20 protein-coding genes are annotated in these 17,213 nt (G+C 48.6%); 6 read left to right on the top strand and 14 right to left on the bottom strand.

The window, feature by feature from the left end:
* A partial coding sequence (gene hflX / locus ACOJTG_RS18275) for a GTPase HflX (protein ID WP_420155135.1) occupies positions 1-1,141 on the bottom strand: 1,141 nt, incomplete at its 3' end.
* 401 nt (positions 1,142-1,542) lie between these two features.
* Here hflX and metF point away from each other — a divergent pair.
* Positions 1,543-2,496 (top strand): methylenetetrahydrofolate reductase [NAD(P)H], encoded by a 954-nt coding sequence (gene metF / locus ACOJTG_RS18270; protein ID WP_104710919.1) that lies wholly within the window; start codon positions 1,543-1,545, stop codon positions 2,494-2,496.
* 94 nt (positions 2,497-2,590) lie between these two features.
* Here metF and ACOJTG_RS18265 read toward each other — a convergent pair whose 3' ends face one another.
* Positions 2,591-3,118: a hypothetical protein gene (locus ACOJTG_RS18265; RefSeq protein ID WP_420155134.1), complete on the bottom strand. Its 528-nt coding sequence runs from the start codon at positions 3,116-3,118 to the stop codon at positions 2,591-2,593.
* Between the two features lie 146 nt (positions 3,119-3,264).
* Between ACOJTG_RS18265 and ACOJTG_RS18260 the strand changes: the two genes are divergently transcribed.
* On the top strand, positions 3,265-3,561 hold the full coding sequence (locus ACOJTG_RS18260; RefSeq protein WP_420155133.1) for a HesB/IscA family protein: 297 nt from the start codon (positions 3,265-3,267) through the stop codon (positions 3,559-3,561).
* Between the two features lie 178 nt (positions 3,562-3,739).
* Here the strand turns inward: ACOJTG_RS18260 and ACOJTG_RS18255 are convergent, their stop codons facing one another.
* Complete coding sequence (locus tag ACOJTG_RS18255; protein ID WP_104710925.1) at positions 3,740-4,318, bottom strand: NUMOD4 domain-containing protein; 579 nt, start codon at positions 4,316-4,318, stop codon at positions 3,740-3,742.
* Between the two features lie 209 nt (positions 4,319-4,527).
* On the opposite strand from ACOJTG_RS18255, the gene ACOJTG_RS18250 reads away from it, so the two are divergent.
* Complete coding sequence (locus tag ACOJTG_RS18250; RefSeq protein WP_104710927.1) at positions 4,528-4,884, top strand: CoA-binding protein; 357 nt, start codon at positions 4,528-4,530, stop codon at positions 4,882-4,884.
* A 172-nt stretch (positions 4,885-5,056) separates the two neighbouring features.
* On the opposite strand, the gene ACOJTG_RS18245 is transcribed toward ACOJTG_RS18250, so the two are convergent.
* The 5 genes from ACOJTG_RS18245 to ACOJTG_RS18225 all read right to left on the bottom strand — a co-directional run bounded on the left by ACOJTG_RS18245 (position 5,057) and on the right by ACOJTG_RS18225 (position 9,345).
* Positions 5,057-6,058 carry a 3-oxoacyl-ACP synthase III family protein gene (locus ACOJTG_RS18245; RefSeq protein WP_420155132.1) on the bottom strand — a complete coding sequence of 334 codons (1,002 nt, stop codon included), beginning with the start codon at positions 6,056-6,058 and terminating at the stop codon, positions 5,057-5,059.
* 123 nt (positions 6,059-6,181) lie between these two features.
* Entirely contained in the window at positions 6,182-6,889 is a 708-nt protein-coding gene (pssA, locus tag ACOJTG_RS18240) for a CDP-diacylglycerol--serine O-phosphatidyltransferase (protein WP_420155131.1), read from the bottom strand.
* An 18-nt stretch (positions 6,890-6,907) separates the two neighbouring features.
* Entirely contained in the window at positions 6,908-7,564 is a 657-nt protein-coding gene (locus ACOJTG_RS18235) for an MBL fold metallo-hydrolase (RefSeq protein ID WP_420155130.1), read from the bottom strand.
* A gap of 268 nt (positions 7,565-7,832) precedes the next feature.
* The gene (locus ACOJTG_RS18230; protein WP_420155129.1) at positions 7,833-8,552 is read right to left on the bottom strand and encodes an SAM-dependent methyltransferase; all 720 of its coding nucleotides are present in this window, start codon (positions 8,550-8,552) and stop codon (positions 7,833-7,835) included.
* 22 nt (positions 8,553-8,574) lie between these two features.
* Positions 8,575-9,345, bottom strand: a complete 771-nt coding sequence (locus ACOJTG_RS18225; protein WP_420155128.1) for an alpha/beta fold hydrolase — start codon at positions 9,343-9,345, stop codon at positions 8,575-8,577.
* 187 nt (positions 9,346-9,532) lie between these two features.
* Here ACOJTG_RS18225 and ACOJTG_RS18220 point away from each other — a divergent pair, with 187 nt between their 5' ends.
* Positions 9,533-10,507 (top strand): polyprenyl synthetase family protein, encoded by a 975-nt coding sequence (locus tag ACOJTG_RS18220; RefSeq protein ID WP_094810994.1) that lies wholly within the window; start codon positions 9,533-9,535, stop codon positions 10,505-10,507.
* Between the two features lie 51 nt (positions 10,508-10,558).
* On the opposite strand, the gene ACOJTG_RS18215 is transcribed toward ACOJTG_RS18220, so the two are convergent.
* Entirely contained in the window at positions 10,559-11,143 is a 585-nt protein-coding gene (locus tag ACOJTG_RS18215) for a hypothetical protein (protein ID WP_420155127.1), read from the bottom strand.
* 189 nt (positions 11,144-11,332) lie between these two features.
* Here ACOJTG_RS18215 and ACOJTG_RS18210 point away from each other — a divergent pair, with 189 nt between their 5' ends.
* Together ACOJTG_RS18210 and ACOJTG_RS18205 are read left to right on the top strand one after the other, a co-directional pair.
* Complete coding sequence (locus tag ACOJTG_RS18210) at positions 11,333-11,755, top strand: OsmC family protein (RefSeq protein WP_420155136.1); 423 nt, start codon at positions 11,333-11,335, stop codon at positions 11,753-11,755.
* A 115-nt stretch (positions 11,756-11,870) separates the two neighbouring features.
* Positions 11,871-12,425, top strand: coding sequence for a hypothetical protein (locus ACOJTG_RS18205; RefSeq protein ID WP_094810998.1), 555 nt, complete (start codon positions 11,871-11,873; stop codon positions 12,423-12,425).
* Here ACOJTG_RS18205 and ACOJTG_RS18200 read toward each other — a convergent pair.
* The 5 genes from ACOJTG_RS18200 to ACOJTG_RS18180 form a co-directional block, all read right to left on the bottom strand.
* On the bottom strand, positions 12,422-13,336 hold the full coding sequence (locus ACOJTG_RS18200) for a Ppx/GppA phosphatase family protein (RefSeq protein ID WP_420155126.1): 915 nt from the start codon (positions 13,334-13,336) through the stop codon (positions 12,422-12,424). The two genes, ACOJTG_RS18205 and ACOJTG_RS18200, sit on opposite strands and share 4 nt — an antisense overlap.
* Positions 13,337-13,358: 22 nt before the next feature.
* On the bottom strand, positions 13,359-14,987 hold the full coding sequence (locus tag ACOJTG_RS18195; protein ID WP_420155125.1) for an ArnT family glycosyltransferase: 1,629 nt from the start codon (positions 14,985-14,987) through the stop codon (positions 13,359-13,361).
* A 61-nt stretch (positions 14,988-15,048) separates the two neighbouring features.
* The gene (locus ACOJTG_RS18190) at positions 15,049-15,921 is read right to left on the bottom strand and encodes a lysylphosphatidylglycerol synthase transmembrane domain-containing protein (RefSeq protein ID WP_420155124.1); all 873 of its coding nucleotides are present in this window, start codon (positions 15,919-15,921) and stop codon (positions 15,049-15,051) included.
* On the bottom strand, positions 15,914-16,879 hold the full coding sequence (locus ACOJTG_RS18185; RefSeq protein ID WP_420155123.1) for a glycosyltransferase family 2 protein: 966 nt from the start codon (positions 16,877-16,879) through the stop codon (positions 15,914-15,916). The genes ACOJTG_RS18190 and ACOJTG_RS18185 overlap by 8 nt, the downstream gene beginning before the upstream one ends.
* Before the next feature lie 4 nt (positions 16,880-16,883).
* The coding region (locus ACOJTG_RS18180; protein WP_420155122.1) for a GDP-mannose 4,6-dehydratase at positions 16,884-17,213 on the bottom strand (330 nt) is incomplete at its 5' end.

Raw genomic sequence — 17,213 nt, 5'->3', positions numbered from 1 at the left:
GATCCAGCAGAGCCTGACGTAATTCGTCAATGTTTTCTTTCTTTTCCGCCGAGATAAAAATGGCTTTCGGCTTTTCCGTGTCCAGATACGTATTCTTCAGGAAATCGATCGGCGAGAAGTTACCCTCCTGAGCCTCGAATTCCATTTCCGGACTGGGCTGATACAGGTCAATCTTGTTGAAGACCAGAATCATCGGTTTATCACCGGCTCCAATTTCGGCCAGAATCTGGTTTACTACCTGAATCTGCTCTTCGTGTCCCGGATGCGATACGTCCACGACGTGCAGCAATACATCCGCTTCCCGTACCTCATCCAGCGTCGATTTAAAGGACTCGATGAGCATGGTAGGCAATTTGCGGATGAACCCTACCGTATCCGTCAGCAGGAACGGAATGGTCTCAATCGTTACTTTCCGTACCGTCGAATCTACCGTGGCGAAGAGTTTGTTTTCGGCAAACACTTCGGCCTTGGCCAGTCGCCGCATCAGCGTCGATTTACCGACGTTCGTGTAGCCTACCAGGGCTACGCGAACCATCTGCTCACGGTTTTTGCGTTGGGTAACGGCCTGACGGTCGATACGGGCCAGTTTGTCCTTCAGAAAGGCAATCCGGTCGTTCGCAATCCGCTTATCCGTTTCCAGCTCTTTCTCTCCGGGACCACGCATCCCCACACCCCCGCGTTGCCGCGATAAGTGGGTCCACATCCGGGTCAGTCGGGGCAGTACGTACTGTTGCTGGGCCAGCTCTACCTGCGTACGGGCCTGAACGGACTGAGCACGCATGGCAAAAATGTTCAGAATCAGTAAACTCCGGTCGATGATCTTGACTTCCTTGTTCCGTTCCTGGAAAGCCGTTTCCATGTTACGGATCTGGCGGCCCGTCAGATCATCATCACAAATAATTAGATCAATACCTTGGTCAATGACGTAAGCCATCACGTCCTCGAAGCGGCCTTTGCCTAAAAACAAATTCAGGTCCGGACGTTCGAGGCGTTGGACAAACGTTTTAACCGTCTTCACGCCCGCCGTTTCAGCCAGGAATTCCAGCTCAGCCAGATATTCACGGGTCTGATCTTCGGTTTGTTTAGGCGTAACCAGGGCGATCAATACCGCCGTTTCTATGTCTTTTTCAGTGCTAAACAAAACTATACTTGGGTCTTAGTGTAGAAAGTGGGGACTAGCATAGGGAGAATAAAAAGGTGTACCTTCCTACTCCGGACTCACTGCGTACGTGAGGCTAAACCAGCTTTCTACGGAATGATAAAAAGAAAGAAATAGGACCAGGAAAGAGGCCGTCCCTAGTCGACAAAAAGATGATACGTTGCAGCTAAAATCACGATGGAACAGAATAATACATAAGGTTGTTCAGTAGAGTAACACGAGAAATCGATTACTCAGTTCATACTCAGGCAAAATTAATGAAAATAAGCCAAGGAACCAGTGATTGGCGTACGATGCTAGTTCCCGGTCCTGAGAAATGCGAACGGATGCCTGTTAAAGCCTAATCTTTTTACGTACTTTGCCCGACTGATCATTGCTTTTACATGAAAGTTACCGAATACATCCAGCAAGCGAACGGAAAAGCTCTTTTTTCCCTTGAAATCATTCCCCCTCTTAAAGGCCAGAGTGTCACTGAATTGTTTGATACGATTGAACCCCTGATGGAATTTAAGCCACCTTTTGTGGATGTAACCTATCACCGGGAAGAACTCATCGAAAAACGCCATCCCAGCGGACTCATTCAGAAAGTACCTGTCCGGCGTCGGCCCGGCACGGTGGGCGTGTGTGCCAAGCTCATGGAGCGGTTTAAAGTAGACGCCGTACCCCACGTTATCTGTGGCGGCTTTACCAAAGACGAGACGGAAGATTTTCTTTACGATCTGCATTACCTGGGCATCAACAACGTACTCGTCCTACGCGGCGACCCGGAGAAATCGGCGGGCGTATTCAAGCCGAAAGAAGGCGGTCACGCCTACGCGACGGAACTGGTGGAGCAGGTGGTGGACATGAATCACGGACGCCTGCTGCACGAAGAAACAGAGGCTCAACCCACGAACTTCTGCATCGGTGTGGCGGGGTATCCGGAAAAGCATTTTGAAGCTCCAAACCATAGTAATGATCTGCGGTATCTGAAGAAAAAAGTGGAACTGGGAGCGGAGTACATCGTAACGCAGATGTTTTTCGATAACCAGAAATACTTCGATTTCGTGAAGCGTTGCCGGGAAGAAGGCATTACGGTACCCATCATTCCGGGACTGAAACCGATTTCCACAAAGAAACAACTGACGGTACTGCCCCGCATTTTTCACCTGGATTTCCCGGAAGAACTGGTACATGCCGTAGAAGCCTGTAAGTCGGACAAGGAAGTACGCGAAGTAGGAATTGAGTTCGGTATTCAGCAGTGCAAGGAATTGCTGGACTTTGGTGTACCCGTCCTGCACTTCTATACCATGGGTAAATCAGATTCCGTACAGCGAATCGCCCGGGCGGTGTTCTAGACGGCTGAATCGATTGAGGAGCATTCGGATAAAAATAAAGCAGCGTATCTGGCCCGTAAAGGACGTAGATACGCTGCTTTTGGTAAAGGACAGACTAGGACCAGATGCTTTGTGCTTCCGTTTTGATCAGAGCCAGGGTTTCCTGCCAGACTTCGGTCGGACGACCATTGGAGAGTTCACTGATCTTACGGGCCAAATCAAGGGCTGGAGCGTCCGGGGCTATTTCGGAAGCAGCCCGGTTGACGAGTGAGGTAAGTTCCTGCGTCGTCAGCCGAATGCGTTCCCAGCTTTCCGGGCGGATGTACAGCTGCTGAGCGGCATTATGCTGGAACTCCTGACGTATTTCGGCGACCAGTAGCTGTTGCAGATCTAGAGAGCTAAAGGCCTGACCCGCGTTTCGAATGAGTAAGTTGCTGGGGCTAATCCGTTCCAGAAATAAGCAAAGCCGCTCGTACGCCTGCAGTCGCAAGGGCAATACCACTTTCAGTGACTCCAGTTTAGCATCCTGTTGCTGTTCAATCAGCTGTTTGTTCAGGAAAGCTTTTATCGATAAATAAAACGCGTATAAAACCAGGGCAGCGGGTAAGACTACTTTGAGCAGATCACTAAAAAGCGTTTGCATAGAAAAAGAACGTAGTGAATTAAAGTACAAATTTCAGGGTTACGAGGATACTTTACCGGGCTTTCGGAGCAAAAAGAGTCGAAAGAGCACGTATATTAACGTTCAAAAGTAGATAATTGAGCGGCGAATCACCGCATTTTTAGCCAATGATCACGCAGGAAATTGTTCCCATTTCATTTACGCAGTCGGCACAGGAGCAGATACGGGCCATTATTGAAGACAAGAAACTACCCGAATTTTATGGGCTGCGGGTAGGATTGAAGGGGGCTGCCTGCGGAGCTTCGTTTCTGTTAGGGTTTGATACCAAAACGGATCACGACGATCAGTTTACCGTAGCCGATATTCCCGTATACGTCGATCGGCGGCACCTCATGTACGTCATAGGTTTGACCATTGATTTCGACGCCGAGGGGGAGGGATTCGTCTTTCAACCCAAAGCCTAGAGTAATCAGTTTTTGAGCTAGTTCTTGTACCGAATGATGAAGCAGTCAATCGTCATTACGATTCTCATCCAATATCTTACTTCGGTACTATTAAAACAGCCTAGCTACCAGTTTAAGCATAAACAGCTAAAGCCCAGCCAATAAATTGGCCGGGCTTTAAACTAAAAAAAGTACAAGGCTATTTTACTCCTTCTACTTCGTCTTCCACTTTTACGTGGCCCCAGTTTTCACCCGAACGAATCCGGTTGAGTTGGGTGTGCGTGATACCGAACTGTTTAGCAATCATTTTCAGACGATTTTTGTCGCTTTTCAGCATCTTCTTGATCATGATTACTTTACTCTCAGTCAGCTTGTAATTTTTAGTTCGTTTGGGGCGAGGTTTCTCCTGGGGATTGGTACGGTGGTGTTCGGTCATTTCGTCCCGTGTCACCCATTTCAAGTTTTCCCAGTGATTATTTAACTTGTCGTGATCCTGGTGGATGATAAATTTGTGATCCGCAGAAGGACGATTCACAAAAAAATCAGCAACCAACCGATGCAGGTAACGGTTTATCACCTTACCGCCTCGTATACGGATATTCAGGGAGCGATACCCCTGAATGATAGACCCCTTGATAATGTCACCTTCGGGGTCATTCTGAAAGCTACGAAGCCTTCCATAATTCGATACTTCGTAACGGGGGGGATTCTCAATGCCTTCAAAAGGAATTTCAATCCACTTTTCATTCCAAAAACTACTAGATTTCTTCTCGCTCATGGTTAATTAATTAACTTCCGGCAAGTACGGTTGACGGGTTAACTCGACTTAAGGCTTGATATTGGTTTTGGGCGGGCGGCGATGAAAGAAGAGTTGTAAGACAGAGTAGATGGTAAACTTTTTTTATTCATCTCTGCAAAACCAAAGCCGAATATAGAAAAAATATCGGATTTTTCTTTCATACCAAATGTTAATTAAATTAAAATTTAATGAAAACTTTAATTGTAGGAGCATCGACTCATCCTGGTAGGTATGCGTATCTGGCAGCCAACCGATTACTGAGCTACGGACACGAGATTGTCTTACTGGGTAAAGAGAACGGTGAGGTAGCTGGATACCCTATTTTGCACGGAAAACCCGAGCTAGAAGGAATCGACACCATCACGTTGTACATTAATCCTACCCGGCAGCCTGAACTGTACGAATACATGCTCAGCCTTAAGCCTAAGCGGATTATTTTCAACCCAGGTACAGAGAATCCCGAATTTGAAGCGATGGCGGAGGAGCGGGGCGTACAGGCACTAGAAGCCTGCACGCTCGTAATGTTGGGTACGGGGCAGTATTGACCATTGGAAAGTTTGATATAAAAGTTTCGGGGTAAAAATTTAAAATAAATGTAAAAAAAAAGATGGTACGGTAAAATTTAGGGGGTAGTTTTTTTAAAACTTTGCTTAATTTCTAAAAAGAAGGTAGGCATATAAAAGCTTTAAACTACTCTTGCTACCCGAAGGTTTCTACTTACCAGCGAATCAGGGCAGCACCCCACGTAAAGCCACTGCCAAAGGCGGCCAGACAGATCAGCTGCCCTGATTGAACGCGTCCGGATTCCCAGGCTTCCGCCAGGGCAATGGGTATAGATGCTGCGGTCGTATTGCCGTATTTTTGAATATTATTAAAGACGCGGTCTTCGGATAAACCCAGATGCTGACGAACGTACTCGGAGATACGTAAGTTGGCCTGATGGGGTACGAGCAAATCGATATTATCAGGTTGTAAATGATTGGCTTTCAGACTTTCAAGGATTACCTCAGGAAAGCGTACCACCGCATGTTTGAATACTGTATTGCCCTGCATGTACACCTCCATTTCGGCCGGATTTTCCATCGCTGAATCGTACCACCGACCTTCTCTACTGCTCCCTGGTCCTTTGACCATCAACTCTTCGGCAAAGGTACCGTCGGCATGGAGATGCGTAGAAAGAATTCGGTGTTCAGCATCTTCCGTGGCCTGAACGACAGCAGCACCGGCACCATCACCAAAAATGACGGCTACGCTCCGGCCTTCGGTCGTAGGATTTAAGAAAGAAGACTGAATTTCAGAGCCTACAATCAGAATGGTTCGGTACATACCCGAGCGAATATACTGGTCGGCTACGGACAAGGCGTACACAAAACCCGAACACTGATCCCGGATGTCGAGTACCCCTACGCCCGTCATTCCCAACTCGCGTTGCATGGCAAAACCCGGTCCCGGAAAATAGTAATCGGGAGTAATGGTCGCGTAGATAATAAAATCTACATCCGTTGCGGCCACTGTGGCACGCTCCAGGGCCTGGCGGGCGGCCTGGGCAGCCATGCTGGCATTGGTATCTTTTCCGGGAGTAAAGTAACGACGTTGACGAATACCCGTACGTTCCACAATCCAGGCATCGGAGGTTTCAAAACGTTGCTCCAGGTCCTGGTTGGTAACAACGTTTTCGGGCACGTAAAAGCCTAATCCAGTAATCTGAGCGTAAGGCATACAAAAAAAGTAAGGCCGTAAATTAGGATTTTATTGTATAAAAATATAATTAATTTTCCTTTGAGAACGTAGGCTGAGAAAGCCTGAATATCTGACCTATAGGCAAATTAATTTTAGAACGGATTATACCGTCTTACGTACGGAATTTGACCGGTTATTAATCACCGATAGAAGAATATACAAAGCAATGATGGGAGGCATGGCGGCGAAATTCAACAAAATCACCAATACCGCCGAAATGCCGATAAAGAGATACTTGATTTCATTGCCTTTCCAGCCGAAGCCTTTGAACTTCAGGGCAAACAATGGTACTTCCATCACCAGTAGAAAAGACATCAGAAAGCTGAAGACAATGAGATAATTGGCATTCAGGATATACGGAGCCCAGTCTTCGTGTTGCCGCAGAATGACCGGAATCGAAGCAATCAGAAAGGCATTGGCGGGCGTCGGTAGACCAATGAAACCCGAGGTTTGTCGTTCATCAATGTTGAATTTTGCTAGTCGCAGTGCCGAGAACACGGCAATCACAAAAGCAAAGTAACATTTCCAGATACTGGGCAGATCAGGAACACTTTCCAGAATCAGGTGATAAATGATGATCGAAGGCAGTACGCCGAACGTGACCATGTCGGCCAGCGAATCGAGTTCCTTGCCAATAGCCGAACTGGCCTTTACCAGCCGGGCTACAAAGCCATCGAAGAAATCGAATATACCGGCAATGACGATCAGGTACGAGGAAAGTAGCAGATCGTTGTTAAAAGCCGCAACAATGCCTACACAGCCGCAAAGCAGGTTACAGCAGGTCATGGCATTGGGAAGGTGCTTGAGCATACAAGAAAAATTAGCGGGTTAAGCGTATTGTCCGTTCTGACCTACGTACGGGTTTTCGAGACGTTCACGTCCGATCGTGGTAGCGGGGCCGTGACCGGGAAATACCTCCATTTCATCGTCCAGCGTAAACAGTTTATGTTTAATACTGGAAATAAGGTCGTCGAAATTGCAGCCCGGAAAATCCCAGCGTCCAATACTACCGTGGAAAAGTACATCACCGCTGATACATAGATTCGATTCGCGGTTAATGAACGCTACGTGCCCCGGAGCATGTCCCGGTACGTGGAGGACTTCCAGCGTCGTATCACCAAAAGTTACGGGTACGCCTTCTTCAAGCCAGGCATCGGGTTCGGCTTCTTCGTAATCAAAAATGCGGTAGGAGGGAGCCCGCACCGCTACGGATTTTAAAACGGGCACATCGAGCGGATGCAGATAGTACGGAACCCCGTAGGTTCGCTTCACAAACGCATTTCCGAGCACGTGATCGATGTGGGCATGCGTATTGAGCAACTTAACAACCTTTAGGCCTTCGTCGGAAATAAATTCGGTCAGTTCTTCCCGTTCTTGCCGATCCGAGCAGCCGGGATCAATAATGACGGCTTCCTTCGTATCATCCCAGAGAACGTACGTATTTTCCTGAAAGCCATTGAAGGTAAACACTTGTAAGTATAGCATGGTACAAGAATTCGTTTGAATGGATGATGCGTTTGAGTAAGTTTAAAAGTGGTTTGAGTACGTTTGAAAGGTTTAAGGGTTGCGTGCAGAAGGTTTGATGTTTGAGGAAAGGTTGAAACGTTTGACGGATTGCTTCAAACCCCGAAGGGGTTCAACGTCAGTAACCAGGGGTAAAAACCCTTGGAACACCTACCCCCTTAAACCGCTTTTAAACCTCAAACCCAATCAAACCTGAAACGATTTCAAACTTGAAACTCTAAACCCCATCCTAATTTCCCAAAGCAAACATCGTCGGTTTTTTGTGTAAATCGGGCTTATGTTCCCGCCAGTATTGAATGGTTTGGGTTTGAATAAGTTCGTCTTCCGCCGTTAGGTTCGAACCGATGCACAGGAGCGTTTGCGGCTGGCAACTGCGTAAAAGCTCGTCGAGCAAAGCTCCATTCCGGTACGGCGTTTCCATAAAAAGCTGAGTTTGGCCGCTACGGGCATCTTTTTCTAGCTCACGTATCCGTTTGGCCCGTTCGCCCTTGTCAATGGGCAGGTACCCGTGAAAAGCAAATGACTGTCCGTTAAAGCCCGATCCCATCAGCGTGAGCAGAATCGACGAAGGCCCTACCAGCGGAGCCACCCGCAATCCCGATTCATGAGCCAGACGTACCGCCACCGCTCCGGGATCGGCAATGCCCGGACAACCCGCTTCGGATAATACACCGATGTCTTTGCCCTGCCATTGCCGAAGTTGTTGGCGGGTTTCCTGCACGGGCGTATCCTTGTGTAGCTCGAGGAAGGTAAGTTCTTCGATTTTTCTCCCCGTTTTTAATTCCGAAATAAACCGCCGGGCGGTACGCAGATTTTCCGCAAAGAAAACGTCCGTGCGAAGAATGACTTCACGGATTTGCGGACTCAATACGGCATCAGCCGTACCCGGAGCCAGCACGGTAGGAATCAGAAATAAGGTGGCTCGAGAGCCGGATTCTTGGGTATTCATTTCGTTATAATTCCGGTGAAGCCTATTCCTTCAAAAAGTTCATGACCGCCTCGATAAATGCCTGGGGCTGGTCGGCCTGTACCCAATGACTGGCTCCGGCGATGGTCTCCACGCGAGCCTTCGGAAAAATCCGGTAAATCTCCTTTTCATCCTCTTCGGTGATGTACGAAGAAAGTTCACCGCGTAAGAACAGCACGGGTTTAGACACGGAATGAATGCCGCTTAGCTCACTACCCACGGTTTCAATTTCCCGCGTAATGACGGGCAGGTTCAGTCGCCAGGTAAAACCTCCTTCATCGGCACGAGCCAGATTTTTCAATACAAAAGCCCGGGTACCTGGGTGGTCTTCGTACTGGGTGAAAAAGGTTTCGGCGTCCTGACGGTTTTTGATCGTCGCCAAAGGCATCAGGTTCATGCCCTTCAGAATGCCGGTATGGTGAACCGGGTAAAACCGTGGAGCAATATCGACGACAACCATCTTCTGCCAGGCCTCCGGATAGTTGAGGGCAAACTGCATGACCGTTTTTCCACCCATGGAATGGCCAATCAGCAGGGGATCGGTGAGTTGCTGATCCTGAATAAATTCGTGCAAATCTTCCGCCATTTCCTCGTAGCCAAAGTCATCACTCCAGGGAGAACGACCGTGATTGCGTTGATCGAGCATGAATACCCGAAAGCCTTTTTCAGCAATCTGCTTGCCGACGGTCAGCCAGTTGTCGGCCGAGCCAAATACGCCGTGTAAAATCACGATGGCCGGGCCGCTTTCGCCCGCTTGCCGAAAAAATAATTTCATAAGCAACAATGGTCTTTTCCGGAATTTAACGTCATCATTCCGGGTTAGCTATACAACTTTTGCGGACAAAGTTATCCACCCGACGTCAATCCTTCGTAAACTTGCCGAGGATTACCGTATTCAGGGCTAAAAAATACTGGCCTATAAAGTACCCCAGGCGGTTGTCTCTGAATACCGATCACCACACATGAGTCTTTCCATACAACAAATACAGGCTCCCATCAATGCTGAAATGAAGGCATTTGAGGGAAAATTTAGAGAGTTCATGAAAAGCGACGTCATGTTGCTCGATCAGATCATGAACTATATTGTTCGGCGAAAAGGGAAACAAATTCGGCCCATGTTCGTCTTTCTGGCGGCGGGTACCTGCGGGACGATCAATGAATCGACGTACCGGGGAGCTTCGCTGATTGAACTCATTCATACCGCAACGTTGGTACATGACGACGTCGTGGATGATTCGAATTACCGCCGGGGATTCTTTTCAGTGAATGCCCTCTGGAAGAATAAAATTGCCGTGCTCGTGGGTGATTACCTGTTGTCGCGGAGCCTGTTTCTGGCCGTGGACAACGAAGATTTCGATTTCCTCAAACTCATCAACCGCTCGGTGAAGGAGATGTCGGAAGGAGAGTTGATGCAGATTGAAAAAGCTCGCCGGCTGGACATTACTGAAGAAGTGTACTTCGAAATTATCCGTCAGAAAACGGCGACCCTTATTGCGGCCTGCTGTGCGGTGGGAGCCCGGTCGGTGCAGCAAACCAAGGAAATGGTAGAGCGGATGCGGCTGTTTGGCGAAAAAGTGGGGATTGCCTTTCAAATCAAAGACGACCTTTTCGATTACGGAGACGCTGAAATTGGTAAGCCCGTTGGGATCGATATTAAGGAAAAGAAAATGACGTTACCGCTGATCTATGCCCTGAATCGGGCCGACTGGCTGACGAAACGGCGGATTATCAATACCATCAAAAACGATTCGGAGAACCCGAAAAAAGTAGGAGAGGTCATTGATTTCGTCAAAAGCTCCGGAGGTATCGAGTACGCCACACAGGTCATGCAACGCTACGTCAACGAAGCCCTGACCATCCTGAGCGAGTTTCCGGCGAATATCTACCGGGAATCACTCCAGAATCTGGTTCAGTTTACCATCGAACGTACCAAATAAAAAAAGGCTTATCCGGTCACGGGTAAGCCTTTTTTCTTAACACGATGGGGGTTAATTCGGGACGAAGGTGATTTCGGGAATACCGATGACAGAATTCTTTTTCATGGTTGTGGGGAATACTGAAGCCGTAGAGCCACTGGGAACGACTCGTTCGCCTTCGTTATGAAAGAGAATACTTCCCTGGACAAAAGGCATAAAATCAGTTGTACCTTTTTTATAAAAGTAGTACTTCTTGGCTACGCCCATCGAAAGGTTGTTGATACTCACGACGTATTTCTTTGTAGCATCCGTAATTTCCAGCGGATCGATGGGGATTAAAACTAGCTTTTCGGGGGAATCGACTTCTACCGCTTTCTGGCGTAAGATACTCTGGTCGGCTGCATCCCAGAGCGTAACGGTATACGTACCTACCTCGGGCATTTTGGCCCCCACCTGCGTGATTTTTCCGGGAACCGAAGCACTGAAGTAAATACCGACTTCCCAGCGGCCATTATTGTATTGATCCGAGGTGACGTCTGTCCCTTTCACAAACGTAGAGATCGGGTTCTCCTGGGGCTTGGTGTCTTCGCCTTTATCCTTACAGCTAAGCAACAGAGCCAGGGAGAGAACGACTAAAAAAAGAGATTGGGTTTTCATTGGTTATTGGAGCTTTAAGAAGGTTGATGGGACAAAGCTCCGAAGGATGGCCTCGCGACGAAATACCACATTTCAGGGAGGTCCTTACCCAGGGTAGGTAAAATCATTGTTAAAAATTTACTGAGCTCACGATAGTACTATTCTTTTGACAGTATCTTTCGACGACAATTACCCATAAATCTATCTACAATCATGATCAAACGTAATGCTACAGCTGTTTGGAAAGGCAGCGGAAAAGAAGGTTCAGGAGCGTTGACGACCGCTAGCACAGTGCTCGACAGCACTCAGTACTCATTCAATACGCGTTTTGCGGATGGTAAGGGTACGAACCCTGAAGAACTCATTGCGGCAGCCCACGCGGGCTGTTTTGCCATGAAACTGAGCTTCGATTTGAACGAAGCAGGTTTTACGGCCGATGAAATCAACGCGAAAGCTACGGTGGTGCTCGATCCTTCCAAAGGTGAGGTCACGGAGAGTAATATCGTTCTGACGGCAAAAATCCCAAATATCACCGAAGAACAATTCCAGGAAATCGCGGCTGGAGCGAAAGCAAACTGTCCGATTTCGAAGTTACTGAAGGCTTCCATTTCACTGGATGCTTCATTGGCTTAAGTACAAATCATTGCACGGAAACGGGATAACTCACGCAAGGAGTTATCCCGTTTTATTTTCAGCCCCAGGCACTGTATCTTCGAATAGATTTTGTGCTTTCGAATTTTATTTAGGTATGCCCATTAGTAAAGAATTAAAAACGGCCATTCTGGGCCTCACGCGGGAGGAAAAAGACAAACTACTACTGCGGCTCATCAATAAACACAAAGACTTACAGGAACAGCTTATTTTTCAATTGCTGGAAGATGGCCAAACGTTACCGGAACGACGCGACGATCTGCGTAACAAAATGGATCGTTTCTACAAACTCGACCCGGATTCGTCGGGCTGGTTAATGACGGATATGCGGCGACTGCACGCCGAAATTACCTACCACGTGAAGATTACCAAGGATAAGTACGGAGAAGTGGAATTGGTACTGTATCTGCTGAATGAATGCTTTGAGAAGCAGTTGCCGTACGTGCAGAAGTACACGTCCAAAACCGATGGCCTGGCCGAGTACATCGCCAAGCGGACGGAAGCCATACTGAAGAAACTGACGAAGTTGCACCCCGATATTCAGTTCGAATTTCTGGAGGATGTCAATCACCTACTCGAACGGGTGTATGCCTACGCTCCGGCACCCTATGCCAAGCAGTTAGGGTTACCGAAGCGTATGGATATTCGTTAGAGAATAGGATCGATGTCTTTCTTGCGTTTCCGATGCTGATAGCGGTCGTACACATATTGAATGATGCCGTCTTTCAGCCCCAGATCCGGTACCAGGATTTCCGTCGCTCCTGACCAACGCATGGCTGACAGATAGATTTCGGAAGCGGGTACAATTACGTCCGCCCGGTCGGGGTTGAGCTGGAGTTTATTAATGCGATCTTCCAGCGAGTAAGAGCCGATGTATTTCTGAATCCGTTCCAATTCCTTAATATCCATGCTGGATTCAGTAACGCGGGTCTTGGCTAGATTGAACAGCTTGTTGATGTTTCCACCCGTACCAATCGCCCGGATACCGGCCTGTTTCGGCCCAATGTGGTCCTGAATCCAGCGTTGCATTTTCTCCCAGTCGGATTTCTGCTCTTTTCCTTCCAGTAAGCGTACGGAGCCGATTTTAAACGAACGACTCGCGACTTTCTGCCGGTTCACGTACAGGTTCAGCTCGCTTGATCCGCCACCTACATCCACGTGCAGGTAATTGGTATCGGTATCGAGGGACTGAACCACGACGTTGTTGATCAGTTCGGCTTCTTTCGCTCCTTCGATGATGTTAATTTTCATGTCGAGCTGCCCTTCAATCCGTGTGACAATGTCACTGGCATTAGAAGCCTCCCGCATGGCCGAAGTCGCACAAATCAGGTAATCTTTACACTCGTGCAGTTCAATCAAAAGCTTGAATGAATGAAGCATTTTATAAAGCCGTACTTCGCCTTCAGCACTAATGGAACCCGTCGTAAACACGTCCATTCCCAGGCGTAAGGGGAAACGTACATATTCTACTTTTTTGAAGGTCAGTACGCCCTCGTTTTCCAGTACTTTGGAGATTTGCAGACGGGCGGCGTTAGAGCCAATGTCGATCGCTGCTAGTTTCATACGGAGATGGTTTCAGGGATTATTAATAGCGTTCAATTAAGTAGCGTCGTTCGCAGGCCTGCAATCGGGTGGCTGGGTTCAGAAATTCACCGTTTAGCGTCGATAAATGGAAATGCGGATTGGACCGGATCTGAGCCATTTTCACGCCCGCCTGCCGAAGTTCGGCCAAGCCCGTCGAATCGGTTAGTATCCAGCGGGTCTCGGGTATTTTGCCTTCGGGTAGCGGCGGATGTAACTTTTTAGTATAAAAGTCAAACGTGTAACTGTAAATCCGGTAGAAACTGAACGAATCCCGAACGGCCGGATCAGCGGTTCGGGCAAATTCGTATCCCGAATCATAGCGGAATAGGTACGGATAGGCGTTGGCACTTAGCGACATAAAGGTAATCGAAATCCCCGCCAGCGAAACCGCGACCAAACGAACAAAAACCGGCGATTGACGAATGCTCAGATATAAAAGAAATCCTGCCACGGCCAGAGCAACCAGTTGGTTGAGGAGTCCCGGAATGGGCGTAATCACCGTATTCAAGTAAATCGTAATCCCCATCATGAGCGTAACCACTACCGCCTGCACGATCATGAGCGAACGAATAGTTTTCTCGGAACTGGACAGCAACTGCCCACTCAGCTGAATCGCCAGATATGGGTACAGCAAATTCAGGTAATGTGGTAATTTGTACTGAGCCATCGAGAGAATCAGCATCATCGAAACGATAATTCCCAGCGTGAGTACTTCTTTCTGAGCTTTGAAATGCCGAATCGCCCGAAAGAGCGACCAATAGATCAGAAAGGCCCAGGGCAGACACGACCACAGGAGGGTATGGAAAAAGAAGAAGTAGTCGTTGGAGCCGGAACTTCCCCAGGCTTCACCCTGAAAACGTTCAACACTTTGTCCCAAAAGAATAAACTTGATACCCGAAAGGCCCGTCATGCCTCGGATGACTTTCTCGGGATGTAAATCGAATTGCAGATAGTAGCAGTACAGAATCGGACTGATAAAGACCAAAAACGAAAAACCAATGAAGACCCAGCTCCACTGAAAAATAGCCTTCCAGTTGCGTTCGTACAATAGCTGAAATCCTAACGCCATCAACGGCATCGCCAGACCAATTCCCCCTTTGGTCGCAAAACCCAGAGCCAGTCCCAGAGCCGAACCCAGGGCATATTTGCGTTTGCCTTCGCGAACAAAGGATAGTAACATCCAGACGGAGAAAACCATACAGGCCGTTAGCAGAGCATCCATCCGTACGTCCTGATTGGATAAAAACTGAGCGTAACAGGAGGCGTAAATCAAAGCAGCCAGTCGGCCTACCGCTTCCGAATACAGGAGTTTACCTAATCGAAAAGCCGAATAGAAACCCACAATGGAAGCCAGCATGGAAGGGAACTTATAGGCAAAGGTATTAATGCCAAATGTTTTGAAGGACAAGGCACTCAGCCAGAAGAGTAGGTGCGGCTTATCGAGATAATCCCGGCCCCGGTCAATGAGGCTAACCCAGTCATTGGTCTCCACCATGTGCAGGGCAATCAGGGCGTGGTGAGCCGGATCGGTATCGAATAGGGGAACGAATAAACCAATGATATATACGGCGGCCAGAGCCAGCCACATAATCCAGTAGATCGGACTAAATAAAAAACGTTCAGCTTGCATGCAGTCAAAGAGGTAGAACTGTCCCGAAGGTAGGGATGCCAAAAATAAGGCAGGAATTCAATTAATCACGCGTTTCGGGCCGCTCGGGCAACGTGATAAATGCACCCAGGGAAGAACTCAGGGCGTTAATAAAGAAAAAGAGTAGACTAGCGAGTACTGCTTGGTCGGACTGAATGGGCAGGTACTCCGCCGCCGTTAGAAAGACAAATTCCCGAACGCCAATGCCACCCACAGTCAGGGGAAGTACAGAAGCGATGGAAGAAACCAGAAAAACCAGTCCGTATTCCAGCGAATGATCCGTTACACCGATGGATCGCAGTAACAGCAGAATGACGATTACCTGCGTGGACTGAACACCCAGTGAAAGTGAAAAAGCAGCGGGAAACACGGGTACAAATTTCCGAAAGAACAAACGGTATACGCCCCAGCCGCCCGCTCCCACGAGCAGGGCCAGCCCCGACAGCCAGCCGTACGGTAATCCAAACTGGCTCGTCAGCCAGGTGCTCGAACCACCCAGCAGGGCAATCATAAAGGTAATGGCCAGCATGCCGCTGCCCCGGTCCAGCAATAATACCGAAAGTATCAGTCGGTAATCGGTCTGGTGACGGGTACGCAACAGCCAGGCTTTGTAGCCATCGCCACCAATGCCCCCCGGTAAAAACAGGTTGAAAAACATCGAGCGATAGTACAATCGCAGCAAAAAGGAGAAAGGCTCTGCTAGGGGAACCGCTTTCAGGTGTTGCTGAAAGCGACTCGTACTCAACAACTGGGAAATGTTATACAGCACCAGAGCGACTAAAATCCAGCCCCACTGGGCTCGACGGAGTAGGGGCCAGATTCGCTCCCAGTCCATTTGATACGCTAGCCATCCTAAAGCCAAGCTCGTAAGCAGCAGCTTCAGGATGGTTTTAACGGCGGGGGATAACTTACTCAAGGGTAGAAACGGGGGAAGAAGCCGAGTACAATTCACGAACGAGATAGGTAGACTTCGTACCCGATTCGTAGTACGTTCGCATCATGATTTCGGCCATGAAACCGAAGGTAATGATTTGTAAGCCAGCCAGTAAGGTAACGACGGCTACCGTCAGCAAGGGACGTGTGCCGATATCTTCGCCAGTCAGTTTTACGCCCAGCAAATACAGACTAATCAACGCTCCAAACAAAAACGTCAGAATGCCGATGGGGCCAAATAAGTGCATCGGTCGGCGGAAATACTTCTGGAAAAAGACCATCAGTAACAAATCGGACATGACTTTAAAGGTACGTCCCAAGCCATATTTCGATTTGCCAAATTGCCGGGCGTGGTGGCGTACCGGCATTTCTGTCATCTTGGCACCCTGCATAGCGGCCAGTACCGGAATGAAGCGGTGTAGTTCACCGTACAGTCCCAGGTGCTGGGCAATTTGCCGACGGAAAATCTTCAGTGTACAGCCATAATCATGAAGGTATACACCCGTCATTTTACGAATCATGGCATTGGCAATCTTGCTGGGAACTTTCCGTAGCAACATACCGTCCTGCCGTTTGGCCCGTACGCCAGCGACGACGTCCCAACCTTCCCGCTGCAGTTTTTCGAGCATGATGGGAATATCGGCGGGATCGTTCTGTAAGTCACCGTCCAGGGTAACAATGTAGGGAGCTTTGGCCTCGGCAATACCCGCCGACATGGCCGTTGTCTGACCGTAGTTGCGGTTCAGTACTACCAGTCGTACGCGGTCGTCGGCGTACTGTTTAATCCGGGGAATGGTGGCGTCAGTAGAGCCGTCGTCCACCAAAATCAATTCATAATCCAGACCCTGCATGGCTTCGCGTACGCGTTGCAGCAGGGGTTGTATGTTGTCTTCTTCGTTTAAAAGCGTAATAACCAGGGAAAGAAGCGGTACCGTTTGCATGCAATCAATGAGTTAAGTGGGGAAGGGACGTCTTCCAGCGAACAAATTCTTTCAGCCCTTCTTCTATCGTCACTGTGGGTTGATAACCCAGCAACTCCTGCGATTTACTGAGGTCTGCGTAGGTTTGCGAAACATCGCCGGGCTGCTCTTCCCGGTATTCGTAAATGGCTTCACGGCCCAGTGCTACTTCGAGTGAAGCGACCAGCTTGCGTAAGGTAAGAGGTTTCCCCGAAGCAAGGTTAAACGTTTCAAAGCCGGGCTTTTCATACGCCAGAGCTTGCTCAATACCCGTTACGATGTCGCTGACGTGCGTATAGTCGCGACGCGTACTGCC

The sequence above is a fragment of the Siphonobacter sp. genome, assembly GCF_048595215.1.
Classification (GTDB): Bacteria; Bacteroidota; Bacteroidia; order Cytophagales; family Spirosomataceae; genus Siphonobacter.
Note: the sequence above shows the minus strand (reverse complement) of the source record. Positions and strands in the feature narration are given on the sequence as shown.